This is a genomic window from Amedibacillus sp. YH-ame10 (assembly GCF_053848885.1).
On sequence record NZ_JBSPFA010000046.1, the window covers coordinates 1 to 18,336 of the forward strand.

At 32.6% G+C, this 18,336-nt stretch carries 20 protein-coding genes; 7 read left to right on the forward strand and 13 right to left on the reverse strand.

What is annotated here, in order from left to right:
- Positions 1 to 122: 122 nt before the first annotated feature.
- The 3 genes from ACWG42_RS14050 to ACWG42_RS14060 form a co-directional block, all read right to left on the reverse strand.
- Positions 123 to 806 (reverse strand): response regulator, encoded by a 684-nt coding sequence (locus ACWG42_RS14050; protein ID WP_455793192.1) that lies wholly within the window; start codon positions 804 to 806, stop codon positions 123 to 125.
- Positions 803 to 2,308, reverse strand: a complete 1,506-nt coding sequence (locus ACWG42_RS14055) for a sensor histidine kinase (RefSeq protein ID WP_455793193.1) — start codon at positions 2,306 to 2,308, stop codon at positions 803 to 805. Before ACWG42_RS14055 ends, ACWG42_RS14050 begins: the two co-directional genes overlap by 4 nt.
- Positions 2,309 to 2,434: 126 nt before the next feature.
- Positions 2,435 to 3,316 (reverse strand): metallophosphoesterase family protein, encoded by an 882-nt coding sequence (locus ACWG42_RS14060; protein WP_455793194.1) that lies wholly within the window; start codon positions 3,314 to 3,316, stop codon positions 2,435 to 2,437.
- 118 nt (positions 3,317 to 3,434) lie between these two features.
- Between ACWG42_RS14060 and ACWG42_RS14065 the strand changes: the two genes are divergently transcribed.
- A complete protein-coding gene (locus ACWG42_RS14065) occupies positions 3,435 to 4,604 on the forward strand; it encodes an NAD(P)-dependent malic enzyme (RefSeq protein ID WP_455793195.1) in 1,170 nt (389 codons plus the stop codon).
- Between the two features lie 603 nt (positions 4,605 to 5,207).
- Here the strand turns inward: ACWG42_RS14065 and ACWG42_RS14070 are convergent.
- Positions 5,208 to 5,405 (reverse strand): hypothetical protein, encoded by a 198-nt coding sequence (locus ACWG42_RS14070; RefSeq protein ID WP_455793196.1) that lies wholly within the window; start codon positions 5,403 to 5,405, stop codon positions 5,208 to 5,210.
- A gap of 471 nt (positions 5,406 to 5,876) precedes the next feature.
- Entirely contained in the window at positions 5,877 to 6,218 is a 342-nt protein-coding gene (locus tag ACWG42_RS14075) for a hypothetical protein (RefSeq protein ID WP_455793197.1), read from the reverse strand.
- A 792-nt stretch (positions 6,219 to 7,010) separates the two neighbouring features.
- Here ACWG42_RS14075 and ACWG42_RS14080 point away from each other — a divergent pair.
- Entirely contained in the window at positions 7,011 to 7,136 is a 126-nt protein-coding gene (locus tag ACWG42_RS14080; RefSeq protein ID WP_455793198.1) for a hypothetical protein, read from the forward strand.
- A 60-nt stretch (positions 7,137 to 7,196) separates the two neighbouring features.
- Here ACWG42_RS14080 and ACWG42_RS14085 read toward each other — a convergent pair whose 3' ends face one another.
- Entirely contained in the window at positions 7,197 to 7,466 is a 270-nt protein-coding gene (locus tag ACWG42_RS14085) for a hypothetical protein (RefSeq protein ID WP_455793199.1), read from the reverse strand.
- 58 nt (positions 7,467 to 7,524) lie between these two features.
- On the reverse strand, positions 7,525 to 8,541 hold the full coding sequence (locus ACWG42_RS14090) for a hypothetical protein (RefSeq protein WP_455793200.1): 1,017 nt from the start codon (positions 8,539 to 8,541) through the stop codon (positions 7,525 to 7,527).
- A gap of 137 nt (positions 8,542 to 8,678) precedes the next feature.
- Between ACWG42_RS14090 and ACWG42_RS14095 the strand changes: the two genes are divergently transcribed.
- Positions 8,679 to 8,852, forward strand: coding sequence for a hypothetical protein (locus ACWG42_RS14095; protein ID WP_455793201.1), 174 nt, complete (start codon positions 8,679 to 8,681; stop codon positions 8,850 to 8,852).
- Between the two features lies 1 nt (position 8,853).
- Here the strand turns inward: ACWG42_RS14095 and ACWG42_RS14100 are convergent, their stop codons facing one another.
- Positions 8,854 to 9,180: a helix-turn-helix domain-containing protein gene (locus ACWG42_RS14100; protein ID WP_455793202.1), complete on the reverse strand. Its 327-nt coding sequence runs from the start codon at positions 9,178 to 9,180 to the stop codon at positions 8,854 to 8,856.
- 120 nt (positions 9,181 to 9,300) lie between these two features.
- Here ACWG42_RS14100 and ACWG42_RS14105 point away from each other — a divergent pair, with 120 nt between their 5' ends.
- Together ACWG42_RS14105 and rhuM are read left to right on the forward strand one after the other, a co-directional pair.
- Positions 9,301 to 10,677, forward strand: coding sequence for a transposase (locus ACWG42_RS14105; RefSeq protein WP_455793203.1), 1,377 nt, complete (start codon positions 9,301 to 9,303; stop codon positions 10,675 to 10,677).
- Between the two features lie 315 nt (positions 10,678 to 10,992).
- Positions 10,993 to 11,958, forward strand: coding sequence for a RhuM family protein (rhuM, locus tag ACWG42_RS14110; RefSeq protein WP_455793204.1), 966 nt, complete (start codon positions 10,993 to 10,995; stop codon positions 11,956 to 11,958).
- Positions 11,959 to 12,188: 230 nt separating this feature from the next.
- On the opposite strand, the gene ACWG42_RS14115 is transcribed toward rhuM, so the two are convergent.
- The 4 genes from ACWG42_RS14115 to ACWG42_RS14130 form a co-directional block, all read right to left on the reverse strand.
- A complete protein-coding gene (locus tag ACWG42_RS14115) occupies positions 12,189 to 12,641 on the reverse strand; it encodes a transposase (RefSeq protein ID WP_455793211.1) in 453 nt (150 codons plus the stop codon).
- 23 nt (positions 12,642 to 12,664) lie between these two features.
- A complete protein-coding gene (locus ACWG42_RS14120) occupies positions 12,665 to 13,363 on the reverse strand; it encodes a transposase (protein ID WP_455793205.1) in 699 nt (232 codons plus the stop codon).
- 360 nt (positions 13,364 to 13,723) lie between these two features.
- On the reverse strand, positions 13,724 to 14,191 hold the full coding sequence (locus ACWG42_RS14125; protein ID WP_455793206.1) for a DMT family transporter: 468 nt from the start codon (positions 14,189 to 14,191) through the stop codon (positions 13,724 to 13,726).
- Positions 14,188 to 14,607 (reverse strand): DMT family transporter, encoded by a 420-nt coding sequence (locus ACWG42_RS14130; protein ID WP_455793207.1) that lies wholly within the window; start codon positions 14,605 to 14,607, stop codon positions 14,188 to 14,190. The genes ACWG42_RS14125 and ACWG42_RS14130 overlap by 4 nt, the downstream gene beginning before the upstream one ends.
- Before the next feature lie 82 nt (positions 14,608 to 14,689).
- On the opposite strand from ACWG42_RS14130, the gene ACWG42_RS14135 reads away from it, so the two are divergent.
- Together ACWG42_RS14135 and ACWG42_RS14140 are read left to right on the forward strand one after the other, a co-directional pair.
- The gene (locus ACWG42_RS14135) at positions 14,690 to 15,349 is read left to right on the forward strand and encodes a cyclic nucleotide-binding domain-containing protein (RefSeq protein WP_455793208.1); all 660 of its coding nucleotides are present in this window, start codon (positions 14,690 to 14,692) and stop codon (positions 15,347 to 15,349) included.
- 75 nt (positions 15,350 to 15,424) lie between these two features.
- Positions 15,425 to 16,510, forward strand: coding sequence for a MerR family transcriptional regulator (locus ACWG42_RS14140; protein WP_455793209.1), 1,086 nt, complete (start codon positions 15,425 to 15,427; stop codon positions 16,508 to 16,510).
- 28 nt (positions 16,511 to 16,538) lie between these two features.
- On the opposite strand, the gene fumC is transcribed toward ACWG42_RS14140, so the two are convergent.
- Positions 16,539 to 17,903, reverse strand: a complete 1,365-nt coding sequence (gene fumC / locus ACWG42_RS14145; protein WP_455793210.1) for a class II fumarate hydratase — start codon at positions 17,901 to 17,903, stop codon at positions 16,539 to 16,541.
- Positions 17,904 to 18,336: the final 433 nt, after the last annotated feature.

Consider the following 18,336-nt stretch of genomic DNA (forward strand, 5'->3'; position numbering starts at 1 on the left):
TTTTTTAAGCTCAATGAGCTGATTTCAACCTATATGACTCATATACAAGAAAAAAAGAGGTCGTAACCTCCTAGGCATCATCTAAATTTCCAAATGTGTCTATTTCGTTACAGCCTCTTTTTTTATCGTTCTATGAAACGATATCCTACACCAACCTCTGTTAATATATAATGTGGTCTAGAGCTATCTTCTTCTATTTTTCTTCTTAAATTTGCCATAAAGACACGTAAAGATTGCGAATCTTCACAGCTATTATAACCCCAAACTTTCTTTATAATGAAGCTGTGAGTTAATACTTTTCCTGCATTTTCTACAAGCAATGTTAATAGCTTAAACTCAATTGGAGTTAAATGAATCTCTTTTTCATTCACACATACTTTGTATTTTTCAAAGTCTATAAATAAAGCATCACAAGTAAATGTTTTTTCTTTTACAACGGAAGGGGATTTTTTTCGTAATGCAACGCGAACTCTCGCCAACAATTCATTGATATGAAAGGGTTTGGTAATATAATCATCAGCACCTGCATCTAGGGCATCAACTTTTTCTTTTTCTTGACCTCTAGCACTAACCACAATGATGGCCACTTCACTTTGTGCTCGTATTTGTTTTAATACTTCCATCCCATCGATATCAGGTAATCCTAAATCCAAGAGAATCAAATCAGGATTATCGGTCATAAATAGGGATATTCCTTCAATTCCATGGGTTGTGTTAATAAGTTTGTAGTGATTGGTTTCAAGGGAAAGACTTAAAAATTTAATAATATTTTTATCATCCTCGATCAATAAGATTTTTTCATTCATACTTGTTCCTCCTCTAGTGGTAAAATAAAGCCAAAGATTGCGCCGTGTCCTTCTTTACGATTGTGTGCAAATATTCTTCCATGGTGCGCTTCAATAATAGATTTACAAATGGATAAGCCTAGACCAACACCTCTTCGAGAATCTGAACGTTCTCGCTTGGTTGTCTCAAAGCTTTCAAATAACTTATCTTTGATATTTTCATCAATTCCTTCACCATCGTCCATAACTTCAAAAATTGCATGGTTATGTTTCCTACAACAACGTATTTCGATACGTGAACCATCATCCGTATGCTTGATAGCATTGTCTATAAAGTTTATGAGTACTTGTACAATGAGTTTCCCATCCATCTCAACAAGTGTTACTTGTTCAGGAAGCTTCATTTCAATGATATGTGCACCTCTTCTTGATTCACATACTTGTACAGCTTCACAAATAACATCATCCACGACTTCTTTTTGTCGTTTCAAGATAAGTTTTCCATCTTGTATTCGCGTCATATTTAATAGATTTTCTACAAGTTGTTCGAGCCATATCGCATCACTACTAATATTTTTCACAAGGGAATAAATAGATTCTTTCTCAAGAGTATCATAGTTATCCACGATGAGAGATGCAGAACCTGCAATACCTGTTAATGGCGTACGTAAATCATGAGAAATACTACGAAGTAAACTATTGCGAAGTTTTTCTTTTTCTATTTCGATTTTTGTTTCTTCTTGTTCTTCAAATAAACGCTCACGTTCAATCGCGATTACCATTTGAGACGTCATAGTCGTAATAAACATTTCTTGTTCTGTAGTCAATTCAGAAGTATATAGGGTAGCGTATACCCCAATGATTTCATCTTTATGAATCAATGGACGATATGTCCATCTCTTTTGTTCATAAAAGCTTGTGCCATGTCCACACTCACATCGATTATCAAAACACCATTTGGCGAGTGCTTCTTCACTATCTTTTCTCTCTTGTACATTGGAATCATTTTCAAAGCGAATGAGTTTTCTCTTCTTACGATCAAAGTAATACACAACGCTTATGATTTGTTGGTAATCATAAAGAGCTTTTAAACTTTTATCAATAATGTTATGGATACCAGTCAATTGAAAATACCCTCTACTCACTTCATAGAGAGCCTTTGTTTGGTATTCTTGTTGTTTCGCAATTTGTACATGCTTTTGTAACTGATTGATAAGTACCGCTGTAAAACAAGATACGAATAAGAAGATAATAATGGTCACAATATAGTTTTGATCATAGATTTGAAAAGAAAACGTAGGTTGTGTGAAAAAATAGTTAAATGCAATGATGCTTAAGGTTCCAGCAGTGATTCCCCAAATAAAATTTTTGGATTGAATCATTATGAAAAGTACCCCTATAAGATAAATCATAACAACATTCTCGATACGAATATTCATATGAATCATAATATTGGATACAATCGTACAAATAACGAGTATTACAAGTGTAAAAAGTAAATCTTTTAGGAAGTTATGTTTCATCTCATCACCTTTTCATAATTATATCAGTTTCTTGTTGGGATTAGTATATAAAAAGATGGTTCTGGTGTTAAGAACGTGTGAAGATTTTGTAGAAATAAACAAAATCAAATCGTTTTATGATGAAATTTATGCATTATGGGCTTCTTGGGTATAAGGAATGCATTGATGACTTTTAAAATCTAATATATATTCATGAGATAAAATCCATTCATGGGCATGGTAATCCCTTGTTCGAATGTAAAGGAAATCATGAAATAGTTGTAGTTGATAACCGACCTCTTCTTTTTTTTCTCCATATTGTGTATTCGTAAAAGAAGGTACATTGATTTCGAATAACTTGTGATCGCAATAGATAGTACATATCTCGTAACTATTATGGATATGAGCACTTAAAAAGATTACAAGGGGATGTATATTTACAATCCTTGTAAGTTCATGTCTTTGAAAACCCATTGTGTTTTCTGGAGTGTTCATATTTGGATGAGTATGCATCAAAGGATGATGACAACATATAAAGACAGGTTTATGAGGATCGGCTTTCTCTAGGTGTTCCTTTAACCAAAGGAGTTGTTGGGGACTATAATAGGCATGATTTTTATCAGGTTTTTCACTGTTCAATACATAAAAGGAAAACCCTTCTCTTTGTTCTTCATAATACAAGGTAGAATGATGTAAGAGAACAAGTTCTTTATAAAGAGGGTGTATATGCACTTGTGCTTTTTCTTTCATAGAATAAATGTCATGATTTCCTAAGGCAATCATATAGCGAATGGGATATTCCTTACATTGTTTAAGACATTGTTCTAATTGAAACATAAAACCCTGTGCACTTAAATCCCCTAATATAATTACATCTTTTACTTTACGTTCCCATATATCATCAAGTGCATTCTCTAATTTTCTATTGCGTTTTGGTAAGAGGACATGAAGATCTGCGAATACTTCAAAAGTAAGCAGACATGGTTCATTTTGCATACGATGTTCATAGCGTAGTGACAACTCTTTCATATAGCCAACTCCTTTTTCAATAGTATGAACCAATTTCCTAATAGCTATGTAGTTTTCTTATTTCTATCTTTTTTTTATTGTGTTACTATTAATACAAATAGAAAGAGAGGATTCATTCATGGATTATGCAAAAGAAGCAATGCGTATGCACGCAGAGTGGAAGGGAAAACTAGATATTCGTTCAAAAGTAGCGATTAATACAAGAGATGACTTAAGTGTGGCATATACTCCAGGAGTAGCTACTCCTTGTCTAGAAATACAAAAGGATGTAAACAAAAGCTATGAATTAACAGGTAGAGGTAATTTAGTTGCTGTAATAACAGATGGAACTGCAGTTCTTGGGTTAGGAGATATTGGTCCTGAAGCAGGAATGCCTGTTATGGAAGGAAAATGTGTTTTATTTAAAGAGTTTGGTGATGTGGATGCGATTCCACTTTGTATACGTAGTAAAGATACGGAAGAGATTATTCGTACGATTTCTTTATTAGCAGGAAGTTTTGGTGGAATTAACCTAGAAGATATTTCTGCTCCTCGCTGTTTTGAGATTGAAACACGTTTAAAGGAAATCTGTGATATTCCTGTATTCCATGATGATCAACATGGTACAGCTATTGTAACAGCTGCGGCTTTATGCAACGCAGTAAAATTAACAGGAAGAACAATGGGTTCTTTGAAGATGGTAATCAATGGTGCAGGATCTGCGGGTATTGCCATTGCGAAATTATTACTTACTATGGGATTTGGTGATGTCATTCTTTGTGATAGTAAAGGAATTGTATACAAAGGTAGAGCAGGATTAAACAACGAAAAACAAGAAATCGCAGAGATTACCAATAAAGATGGTTTACAAGGAAGTCTTGCGGATGCGATGAAGGGAAGCGATGTGTTTATCGGTGTATCTGCACCTGGTATTGTGAGTGAAGAAATGGTTGCGAGTATGAATGCCAAATCTATCGTATTACCAATGGCAAATCCAACACCAGAAATTATGCCTGATTTAGCAAAAAAAGCGGGTGCTTATATCGTAGGAACAGGACGTAGTGATTTTGCGAACCAAATCAATAATGTGCTTGCTTTCCCAGGAATTTTTAAAGGAGCATTGAGTGTTCGTGCAAGTGATATCAACGAAGAAATGAAAATAGCTGCAGCGTATGCAATTGCAGATATGGTAGGGGATAAGATTAGTCCAGATTATATCATTCCTAGTGCACTTGATAAGAGTGTTGCGGATGGAGTGGCAAAAGCAGTAGCGAAAGCCGCAAAGGATAGTGGAGTTGCAAGAATATAAGTATTTAAAAAAGGCTATTCGCCCAATGTCATTAAGTTAAGAAACAGAAGGAAATTAAAAAGTCCTCCTGTTTTTTTATTTTGTTAAAATAGAACTCTAAACTTTTGTAGGGTCTAGGGGTACCTATAAACTTTCATAGGGTCACTATTTTTATGCCTCTAAACTTTTGTAGGGTTGTACTTTTAAAAAAAACCTTTCATGATAGAATTAATTTGTCCAATTGATCGGCGCAATAAATTAGTGCGTGGGTGTGGCTACTATTTTCAAAAAAAATCCTTCATGGTATGATTTCTTTGCCGAAAAACATATACACGAAGGAGGGACTAATCCCATGTATGATTTTATCATAGATTTATTCAATATTGATAGTACTAAAATTGATTCCGTTTTTTTCTCTGTCTTCTAATGATGTCACTGAATTTCACATCACTCTAGTAAAAGAAAATTTGCCTTGTCCTTTCTCCTCTATAACTACCATTAAACACAAATATCTTCACTAAAATTTAAACCTCCCTCTCTATTGAGTTCCAATTGGATAGAGGCTAATAATCAGAATATTTTGCCCCTTCCAAACCACAACTGTACAGTCTGTCCTTTAACTCTTCAGAAAACAACTGTATCGTTCGCAAAACGCACAAATTGCAATTTTCTTCTTTCTAGTTTTTTGTCTAACTCATTTAACATAATATTACTAGGTAATGGACTAAAATTTCCATCTTCACTAAAATCTTCCTTTGTTCCTGCAAATACACCATTCATCATGAATCCTGCGTTAAGATATTCATGTATTAATAACACCACTCTTCCATCTCGTACAGTTTCTGATACTAATTAAATTAATTTACTTTGCAATGACAAAATATTTCTCTAAATCAATTAATATTGCCATTCTATAGACTTCTTGAATAAACTATCGTGCCTTCCTAATTGCTTTGTGTTGCCTTTTTTCTAGTCGAAATACGTTACTATTATCTGAAAACTTTAGCTCATATATTGGTAAAAGTACTAGAATTATTATTTGTTAGATAATGCTATTTATCGCGATTGTTATAACTAATTTCCGCTTCATTCCATTTCCGTGTTCCTTGGTTCAAATATTTACAATAGAGCCAACTACCGCTATCAGTTAACTCGCAGTGAACTACTAATTATCATCGCTACAAATTGGCAACTGATTACCCTCTCAGTGGTTTTTACCACCTATCCATATCTCATTTGTTTAGCACACTATCAAAAAGCACTGATATTTAATTATATCAGCGCTTTATTTCATCAATCAACGTAATTTTCTTTAAGAATGGATAAATGACCTTCATCATCATTTACAATTCTAAATTGTAAAGAGAATTTATGTTCAACATCGTATCCAAAAATCCCTTCACTTACAGGTACTCCAATCACATCTTCAAAAATAAAGCGTTGATTTTCATCTCTTTTAAAGAAAAAAATTAAATCACCTTTATATTTATTGAAGATATGTTCATCAACATGAGTACTAGACTTACATTTTCTTACTTTACATTCAATATTTGTCCCCGGCAGAACATAATACAAGTCTTTTATGATTTCATTAGTATCATTATAAATCCTCATTCTTTGTCCATCTAACTCCATTTTTCACCCCTCCTTTAACCGCTTTCATTATATACCTATATCACAGAAATGTCATTACAAAATCATAGAAATCTTAATAAAATAACATTAGGAGTTACTATTCACCGATAAAATAAAAAAGTTAAAGAAAGTTTTCCACAAAAACAAATAAAAAGCAAGTCCTTCCCAGCCTTTCTAAACAGATTATGTCTAATCATTCTGTATTTGTATTATCAGTATACCCAGTTCATTAAGGTTTATACTGATTTTTTATATATTTTAATCTTCACTCATTATGCTTTTAACATCCATAAGTCCTAATGTTTTTGGATTTAGGTTTACTCTTCTTTACAATGATAAATGTCAAAGCTCATACCTTTTGGATAGTTTATCTAAAGTATATCCTATATTTATACAGTTTTTTAAGCTTTTAGTCTTGTATTTCTTCTGCGAAAGTTGAGTAAATAAAGCAAACAAAGTTACGATTGCCGAACGTGGAAATTATGATGCACCTTAAAGAAGTATGAAATGTCGAACAATATAGATTAAAATGTGGCAGCTTTATATCTACAGATAAACTCAAAACGGGAAGCTTTAATGAATATGATGGACTTTTACACCAATAAAGAAAAAAACAAGATTAAAAGCAATGTCATTAAGTTAAAGAATGCATAAGAGATAAAGCAGAAGGTGAAATAAAGAATACTGCTAATAAGAGCAAAAACATCAGATAAAATCCGCAATTTAAATATCTTCAATTCGTAAAGTAAAATATTCGCAGATTTTCACAAGACAGAAAGGAGGTAGAAACGTATGGTAAAATTATTAGAACAAATCTTAAATGAATTAAAAGAGATAAATAAACATTTACAAGTTATTAGATTTTTCAACACTGGTGATGTTATTGATAAAACTATAATAACTGACAAAGATGAATAATTGATTATTAAATCTAAAAAAAGAAGAACTGCGTGTTTAACTTAACACTAGTTCTTCTTTTCAATATTCACTAATGTATGTTTCCCACACAAAAGCCTTATCATCCATTGGTTTTAAAAGAGAAATAACTTTTTCACTTCCAAAAAAATAATCTAAATTTCCATTTGAATCTTTACAAGCAAACACATAAAATTCAGGTTCAATATCAATCACTTGAGCATGTTGCTTTCGTGTATCGTACATACTTGAACTCCTTGCTATGATTGGATTCGCTATTTCCACAACAAAAAATAAATCTTTATATTGAATTTTAGAAAAATTAAACTTCATGATTCCACCTCCATTTATAATAAATATTATCATTTACAAAAATAAAAGCAAGGTAAATTTAATTTAATCTAAATGTATACGAATTACCATCGAAAGATACAGTAGGTGCATATTCATCCAACATTGCTAAAATGTAACCTAGCATTTCCTCTGAAATTTTTAACTCCTCAGTACAAGCAGTTAAATCTGTAATAGTAAAATCATATGAATTTGCATCAACGTTTATTGTTCCAGTTATTGTGCTTAGGCTTTTGAATTTATTCATCACTGGTTTAAGAGAATCTTTCTCAACGATATACGAAGATAACTCATCTACACGTGGTCTTATTACTGTACCATTCAAGGCTATTTCTCCAAGTATGTGTTGAGTGATACTGATACCATTATTAAAACCAAGCTTAAACCCTTCTAAAGATGTTGCCATTTTTCTATAAAACGCTCCTTGATTAACTGATCCTTTTTTATTAAGAGGATTATCAATCCATTCACAATCATTAGATGTAAGTGTGATATCTCCTAAAGAATAAAGACCAAGTTTATCTCGTTTCAAGTCATCTTTTGTAATAGAGGTAGCTATATTATAAAACATTTTAGTTTTACTGGTTTTTTTATCAGGAAGATTTTCAATAGGCGTATTGTTATTATCACCGACACTTTTCGGATCGTTTTTCATTTTGTATTCCATATATTCTAGAAGTTCATCATAAGAAATGTTCAATGACTTAAGAACTGTATCACTTAAGCGCTTTAACTCTTTGATTTCTTCTTTAATGAATTCTTCAGGTATTTTTGACGAATTACTATTTAACTTTTCATTTACAGGATCAATTATCACATCTTCTAAAATATAATCATCAGTAAAAATGATATTTGAACCGCTATCGGTATGTGCCCAAATACGTCCTCCAAAGCCTTCTTTATAATAGTTCTTTATTGCGATACCACTTTCAGTACAGTCTATATAATAGTTGTTATTAAGGAATATTTCTTCTATATCCTTGTTTCTGTTTGATGAACATCCTACTATACTTGTAATCATTAAGCAACAAATTAAACTCATTAAAATTTTTTTCATACTATTTCCCTCTACTTTCACATAAATCATACAATCGTCACATAAATAAATCAAGTGCAAATTACACTAAATTATAAGTGTATATAACATTGCTGTTTTTTAATACTATTAGTGTATAAAGAAATGGAGCGAATAATATGAAATTTAAAGTAGAGCGTGAGGAATACGTTAATAAGACATTTAGAATAGAGAAAAAGCTTGTAGATCGTATGGAAGAAGTTTGTGACGAGAAGAATGTATCGTTGAATAAGTTAGTTGTGAAATGCATTAATTATGCTTTAGATAATATGGAAGATGAAAAAGAGGGCTAGATTATTTACCCTCTTTATTATTTGATTTATGAAATTCATCAATTAACTTAGCCACGATAAGGAATTGATCTTCTGTTAGATCTGTTACGTCAATAGTTAATCTAGCATTTCTCTCAATTTCTTCATTAAAAAAGAAAGATACATCAACATTAAAAATATTCTTAAGTTTTATTAGAATATCCATGGATGGTGTTCTAACTCCTCTTTCATAACCAGAAATAATGGAATCACTCACATTTAATTTACGAGCCAAATCAGCTTGACTCATATGATGCTGCATTCTTATCTCTCTAATCTTACTACCTATATATTGTTCTGCGCTATTCATAGATTAGTCCTCCTAAAGGTTATCTGACTATATAATACAATATTCCACACAAAGTGTCAAAGCACCTTGACTTTTAGCCTTGTTTGATATAAACTTAAAGTGCGGAAGGATGTGGGCTGCATGTTCAGTTTGTGTAAACAAGACAAAAACAAAGTTAAAGAACAAATACAGAACCAGATATTAGACGGTATAGTTGCCAGTAATAGCAGCCTTATCGATGATATCATCCTTTCTATGTCTCACGAAGGTATTTTTGATTGCCTCTCTAATGGATTCCCAGACAAGCGTCATCACAACACTATAGTTCCTATGAATCTTATTATGGCTCTTGCAATAGCTGCAAAGATGAAAACAAGAACTAGTCTTACAGATATTCCTTATGCTATCAGAGATCATAGAGCATTAGCAGAACTTGGCTATAATGCATTAAATTCATCTGATGACGGGTGGATGAATGAAGGTACTATTAGACATCTTATTGGTAAATATGATGCTAATGATATGTTTGCTTATTATAATGATGTGGTTCAAAATCATATCTTCAAGGCATTGAATATTTGTCCAGATATTCATATTCTAGACTGCACTAAGATAGCTGTAGAATTTTATAACTCAAACTATGAAGGATCAACAATTGCAATAGATCGTAAAGGCAATAAGATGCGCGGCTATAAAATAGCTTCTCTTAGAGGGCTTCATGGAGATTCTGGTATTATTGAAGAAATGCGTTTTGGTACAGCTGCAACTCATGATTTGGCATTAAGTGAAGAAATGCTAAAAACTTCTCCATGTCTTCGTGAAGGTGATATTTTAATAATGGATAGAGGCTTTATTTCTAGAGCATTGATAAAATACTTAAAAGAGGTTAGAAAAATAGATACCTATATACCAATGAAAAAAGGTATGGCTGAGTATGAAATGGCAATCACCCTAGTCGAAGAAATAGATAATTGGAAGCCACATCCATCTAGAAAAGATCAAATGGTTTGTCATGTTCCTAAAGTTTATATGGCTTGGAGAAGCACCAGTCTTTGTGAAAATGTTAAAGAGAATATTGATTTTAATGCCTGCGTTGTATGGACTCAAGGAGTAGATGGTTATTTTGTATTTACTACTACTGACATGAGTAAAACAGCAGAAGAAATCATTATGATGTATGAAATGCGCCCAGAGATCGAAGAAGATTTTAGACAGTTAAAAGAATTTTGGGAACTTGAAGATTTTAAAAGCACTAAGTTGAATGTAATAGCATTTCATCTTATTTGTGTTTTGTTTGGTTATTTGTTCTATCAGTTATATTTGAATACTGAAGATGGCGAGAAATACATTGGTAAATGTTTGCCTGTTATTTTGAAGAATTACAAGGAAGAGTTCTTGCAGTATCTTGTGCTTTATAGTGGAGAATACTTTTGTTCTATGACTATGAGAGAATTTATTGAATATAGAGATGGATGTGATGATGTTATAAAGAGGTTTATTTTAGAATTCTTTGCTTGAGATCGTGGTCACAAAATGTGACCGCAAAAAATAAATCAAGAAAATTTAGGAATTTTGTATATAAATCTCGTATATATAAAGTGAAGGGAGGAAATTAGATGAATGAAATAATTACAATAGATAACGACTTTAAAGATTTAGTTCATATAATACGTGGACAACAAGTGATGCTGGACAGTGATTTAGCCGATTGGAACTTTGAACGATAGCCAAAATATAAAGAAATTACCATTTGTCTTCACCGAAATAGGAGTTTATATGATAGCCACTGTCCTAAACGGGGATATTGCCACAGAACAAGAAAGGAACTTATAAATGGAAGAAAAGTTAGAACTTATAAAATTTAATAACGGAGAACTAGAAATCATTGCAAAGCTTGATGCTAATTCTGAAGAAATCTGGATTACTAGGAATCAAATGGCTGAACTATTTGATAGAGATGTAAAGACAATAGGAAAGCATATCAATAATGCTCTAAAAGAAGAATTAAAGGGTTTAGCAACTATCGCAAAAATTGCGACAGTTCAAAATGAAGGTAGTAGAAATGTGAAAAGAAACATTGAGTATTACAATTTGGAAGTGGTAAACAGCGTAGGATATAGAGTGAAATCAAACCAAGGAATATTATTTAGAAAATGGGCGAATCATGTATTAAAGGAATTTTCCACAAGAGGTTATGTAATTAATACTAGTAAATTTAACCTCCCTGATTTAGAAAAAATATCCAATTTATTAGATGATGCAAGAAAAATAAGTGGTGATTTACAATTGACTAGCAATGATATGCTAGATTTCTTATTATCCTATAATAAAGGGCTCAAGATTTTGGATGATTATGATCATCAAGTATTAGAAGAAATAAAAGGCGTTAACTCCACATATGTTATTACTTATGAGGAATGTAAAGGAGTTATTGAAAATACAATGTTTGCGGATAAAGGTGATTTATTTGGTATAGAAAAAGATAATTCTTTTAAATCCGCTATAGCAACTATATATCAAAGCTTTGATGGAGTGGAGCTATATCCAACACTTGAAGATAAAGCAGCTCATTTACTATATTTTATAACAAAAAACCATGCCTATGCGGATGGAAATAAAAGAATTGCAGCGACAATATTTTTGTACTTTCTCGAAAAGAATCATGCATTACATAGGCAAAATAAATTACGAATATCAAATACTACGTTAGCCACGTTAACGATTCTAGTAGCATCATCTAATCCCAATGATAAAGAAAGTATTATTAACTTAATTAAGATAATAATTTCTATAGAATAAATCAGAAGTCATGCATCCTGTAATAGATAATGGAGACTTTTTGTTTAGATAGATTTAATAGAGTTTGATCTTTGACAATTGAATATCCCCTTTCTTTGTTTACAAATATTGCAACATAAAAGGTTGGTGATTTTATTTAAGATTAGAGTTACTTTACGAATTGAAGTTAAATATAATGAAAAGAAGTTCTGAAAATGAACTTTTTTCAAATGTGTGCTATAGTAATAGCGTTATGAGAAACGATAATTAAATCGTATGAAACTCTTGAGTTTCATCTTTCGCTCAACATGTCGGTCAGGACGTATCGGTGAAAGCTCACGGCGAATTAACTTATCGAGATCAGGTGGGATTCCACCTTTTCTTTTACTTGCATCACGTATTAAATGAACTGCTCTGGTGACATTTATTGCATATTCCCATTTGTTTTTTGAGTTTAGTTTGTCCGCTGCATGATTAATAATAATCATGCAGATATTGAAAAGTATCATTCTTGCCCAAATTTCCTGCAAGATGAATGTTTTTTTCTTTGAATGAAGTGCCAATAAATCAACAGCGTATTTCAAATGACGAAATGATACCTCAATGCCCCAGCGCATATTATAGAGTTCTTTTATCATATCAGGAGTAAACAATTCTCTAGGCAGGTTAGTGATGATCGATTCATATTCTTCTTTACCATTGATTTTAAAACGAACGACTCGATAATTTACATTATAAAAGAGGAGTCCTCAGTAATAAAATCGAAGGTAGAAGAAGATGAAAGAAATCTATATTTATCGGAATTTGATTTCACATCATTGGTCTGCTTCGTAGTCAAAATAGTATCTATATCTACATCGAATTCTTCATCAGGTAACTTGAATTTTCTAAGAAATCCATTGGAAGAAATATCTTTCGCTCGAATCAAAAAGAATTGATCAGCATGTATGATGTGTTCCATATTATTCCATGTGGCATAACTTCTATCGGCAATGAAAATTGCTTTATTGCCCTTATACCTTTCTACCATTTTCCACATAGATTCTTGTTCGCCGGAATGAGTAGCGTCGTTTACAATAGCATCTGTATAACAGTTGTTTAAGATATCAAAAGCGGCATTGATATGATATTGATTATGACCTTTGTGATCATCACTCAGTCCCTGCAAAGTCTCGGTATCTTTAGGATTATAAGAAATAGGGAGATCAGAACCATCAACAGCGATCAGACGGTAGTTATGATAAGTCTTAGAATAGGAGAAAGTGTCATTTACATTGTGAAATAAGGATTCAAAAGCATCTGGAAGGATTTTATCTCTAGCTTGAACAAAAGCACTGGACGAAGCAGTATGTAAAGCATAATCAAAATAGTCAAAGAGTTCCTCTTTAAGAGGCTTGGCAGACATGAAAACAGTGATTGAAAGCATATCAGATAAAGAAAGTTTTCTATTTCTGGTAAAATCAACAGCAGGATTCGTAACGAGATTAAGCCTTAATTTTTGAGCAGCTAAATTTCGAATAATCTTTTTAAAAGAAGATATAACTTTTTAGAATAACTAGGCATGTATATCACCATAGTTAACGTTTCTGAAATCTAAAGCATGAAGAAATATAAATAGTTGAGTAAATGTCATAAGATTTACCTCCTCAACTACCAACAAAGACGCTGAGAGTAGCGAAGCGTCCCGATTTTTGAATAATTGTCAATGAAAACAGCAAATTTTAACAAAATAAAAAAACAGGAGGACTTTTTAATTTCCTTCTGTTTCTTAACTTAATGACATTGGCTATTCGCCTTTTTTTTGTAATACTGATTTTTTCATGGCATATTGGTAATGTAACAATCCCAATAATACAATGATACAACCAACCAATTTTTGGAATGAAAAGATTTGATATAAGAATAAATCCAATAACATACCACTTCCTAATTGTGCAATAAAGATGACAAGGGTTAACTGAATAGGAGCAACTTTGTTTACGACAATATTTAAAATCATAATATTTATGACACCAATGACACCACCTAATAACATCCAATAGTTTGGTAACTGTGTGAGTTTTGATAAACTTTGTAGTGTAGGAAACGATAGGATTAACAATAAGATAAAACTTGTAATAAGACCTGTTAAGTAATTAAAGAAACTACTTTGGCTCGCACCTACATGTTTCGCTAAATAGGCGTTGATACTTCGTGCAGCGACAACGGTGATACCGGCCGTAAAGGCACATAGAACTTGAAAACATAACGTCATAACAACATCACCCCAATTCCAATAACGATAATTCCAAGGGATACTAGTTTGCTTTTTGTAATATTGCTTTGAACACTACCTAGCCAACCTTTTTGTTCTAGCACAAGAGATGCACATAACTGTCCTAAAAGTCCTAAAGCACTTACCAAAGAAGCGCCTATAGCCTCAATCGTGTATACATTAAAGAATACCGTCAATACACCAATCACACCACCCATATAGAAGAACCAAGGCAAATGATTATGAAATGGAATGCGAAGATGTTTCCATTTACAATACAACCAAATGGTAAGTAATCCTAAAATATGTATAACAAAAGTCGAAAGATAAATTCCTATGGCAGTGGATAATTGACCATTCCATGCCAACATAATGGTGCATATAATACCACTTAACATTGCTAATATCAGTTCCATGTACTCACCTCTTTGAAGAAAGTATAACGTAAGGATTGTATAATGAATATGACATATGTCATAATGTATACAGGTGATGAATATGAAAAAGACATTATCAGAGTATTTGCAAATGTATGATATACAAAACCATATGGGAAAAGAACTGATGCAACATTTAAAACTAAGGCATTATCAAAAAGGGGATTACTTGATGAATGCAGGTTCTCTTTTGAAGGAAATTGTGTTTATCGTGAATGGGAGAGCAAAAACATTATATATAACGCATAATGGAGAAAGTACGTTGCATTCTTTTTTGAACCCATTTATGGTGATTGGAGATGTGGAATTCTTTCAACAACATCGAATCATCAACGATGTCATAGCGTTATGTGATATGGATTGCCTCATATTACCTATACAACATAAAGAGAGTATGTTAAAGGATGCGAATTTTATGTATATGTTAGCTTCTCAGTTGAGTCAGAAATTAATTCGTAGCAATCATAACAAATCTGTATCGTTGACTTATCCTGTTGAAAATCGTTTAGCAGCATATATTTGTGCAAGTATGAACCAAGGATATTTTTATGATAATCAGCAAGATGCCGCAGATATGATAGGTTGTAGCTATCGTCAACTGCAAAGGGTGTTGTGCAAGTTTATTAAGGAAGGATATATAGAAAAGAAGAAAAAGGGAGTTTATCAAATTGTAAATGAACAAGATTTGAGAGAATTGGGAAGCGATATTTATGTTTTTTAAGAAATATTTGTAAAAGAGCTTGACCTTCAAGTACCCTTAAGGTGTTTACTGAGAGTGAAAGCAGAGGGAATGTATATGAAAATCAAAGAAGTTGAAAGTAGCATAGGACTCAGTGCACACAATATTCGATTTTATGAAGAGATGGGTCTCATTAAAATAGAAAGAGATCCAGAGAATAAATATCGTGAGTTCACAAATGAAAATATAAAACGCTTAAAAGAGATAAAGCTATTTCGTAGTTTGGGTATTACTATGGAAGAGATTCGTAGATACTATGAACATGAGATAACACTAGAAGAACTTATGGAACATCAAGCAAAGGAATTGCAATCGCTCCATCATGAAATGCAGATGAAAGAGAAACTTTGTGAAGATATTCAAAAGAGTAAGATTCCACTAACCTCTTATACGATGGATCATTATGAAGATATCATTGTTCATAAACGTGAACATATACCGTTAGATAAAGCAGGGGATCTTATATCCTCTTGGAATAAAACGCAATACAGTAAAAAGCGATTGTTTTTTATAGCGTGTTGTATGTTTCCAATTTGTTGGATCCTTGTAGGCTTCTTTGTGGTGTTAACGTTAAATCTTATAGATCTCTCGCAGAACAAAGAGGCAAGTGAAACCTTTCCATTAGTTGTCATTGTAGTGACAACAATCATTGTTGCGGTGATTGGGTTCTTTTATTTCAATGTATCTATTTTCCTTCCTAAGGAATTGTATGAATTTAGAGAAAAGGGAATTTATTATGTGAAGAAACAAGATAAAAAAGGACATCTTAAAATGGTAAGTCAAATACGTAAAGGGAAGATTGAAGAAGCAATGAGCTTTTTACCATATGAAGATATTGATGTATTTAAGGTGTGGTTTCATGTGGTTGCGAAGACACCAGTCAATGGTGCCAATGTATATCAAATTGATTTTTATGTCATCTCAAGATTTGATGAAGTGATTCATATCCATACAGGGATGGTAGGTGTTAGTCAAGAAAAGGTACGCTTAACTGCGGAAATCTTAAAGGAACATGCGAAAACCATTCGTGATCCATTCAAAATTTTAGAACACATGGATCAATCGGATCAAGAATTTTATGATTTCTTAAATGAAGTATATCGTAGAAAAGAACATCTAAGAATATTTGGAAGTATAAAATAAACGTTAGAGCGAATGTGCTCTAACGTTTTTATACCATCTTTTCTGGTACGATATAAGAATCAAATTCATCAGAAGTAAGTAGTCCTAAAGAGATACAAGCTTCTTTTAAAGAGATATTTTCTTTGTATGCTTTCTTTGCGCATGCAGCAGCATTCTCATATCCAATATAAGGGTTTAATGCAGTAACTAACATTAAGGAATTGTGTAGATTGTAGTTCATCTTTTCTTCATCTGCCTGTAATCCTTCTATGCAGTGTACACGAATGGAGGTTAAGCCATCGCTTAACAAGGAAACGGATTGAAGAAAGTTATAAATAATAACTGGCATGAAGACATTGAGTTCAAAGTTACCTTGGCTTGCGGCAAATCCAATCGTCGCATCATTTCCCATAACTTGTGTCGCAACCATGGTTAAGGACTCACATTGTGTTGGATTTACCTTTCCAGGCATAATGGAACTTCCTGGTTCATTTTCTGGGATTTTAATTTCACCCAATCCACATCTTGGACCGCTTGCTAACCAACGAATGTCATTTGCCATTTTCATAGCGTTTGCCGCAAGTGCTTTTAATGCACCATGTGCGAAACATACATCATCTTTTGATGATAACGCATGAAATTTATTAGGATCAGATATAAAATATGTAGACAATTGTTCACTTAAGATGGCACTTACTTTTTCTCCAAATTGTTCAGGAGTATTGATGCCAGTACCAACTGCTGTTCCACCAATGGCAAGCTTGGATAAAGAATCGATGCTTTTTTGAATCATATCGATATTGTTTTCTAGCATTCCTCGCCAACCACTTATTTCCTGAGAAAATCGCAATGGTGTCGCATCTTGTAGATGGGTACGTCCAATCTTAATAATATGTGCATGATCTTTCTCTAAGCGTTTTAGTGTTTGTATCATATCTTCTAGCGTTGGCAACAATTCTTTGCGAAGAGCTTGTATTGCAGCGATATGCATAGCCGTAGGGAAGGTATCATTTGAACTTTGACTTTTGTTTACATCATCGTTAGGATGTAATAGTTTTTTTCCTGCAAGTATGTTTCCACGATTCGCAATTACTTCATTCACATTCATATTGCTTTGTGTACCACTTCCAGTCTGCCATACAGATAAAGGAAAATGATCATCTAATTTACCAGTTAATATTTCCCCACAAACCTTAACAATCATCTCACATTTTTCTTCTTCTAATTTACCAAGTTCAAAATTTACTTTCGCACAAGCCATTTTTAAATGTGCAAATGCATAAATGATTTGCAACGGCATCTTTTCAATACCAATCTTAAAATTATCAAAACTACGTTGGGTTTGGGCACCCCAGTATCTATCTTCCTCTACGGCGATTTCACCCATTGAGTCATGTTCTATTCTTGTCTTCATCGTGTTCTCCTTTACGCATTCTATCTATCTTTCATTTTAACAAAATTCCCCTTGAAAAAAAAGGGATAGCTCAATAATCTTTTGTTTCACATTAGGAAACAAAAGTATATGACAAAACCGTAAGAAAGATGTAATAAACTTCATAGGACTTTCATTTTATATTCCTGTATACTGTAACCATAAAGGAGGTATCGTCATGAAAAAGACACTCATCGTTCTTGTGGCATTAAGCGTACCTTTTGTTTGTATGTTAGCACGAAAAAAGGTGAACACAAGACCATAATAAAGAGCCTGTTTACGAAACAGGTTCTTTTTATCTATTAGGAACTTGCATAATTTAAGTGGAAATGAGAGAAAACGAAAAAAACATGACGAAAAGGCTCTAAGAAGAGCCAAAGAAGGACACGACAAGTTTTTACTTTTGATTCTCTAG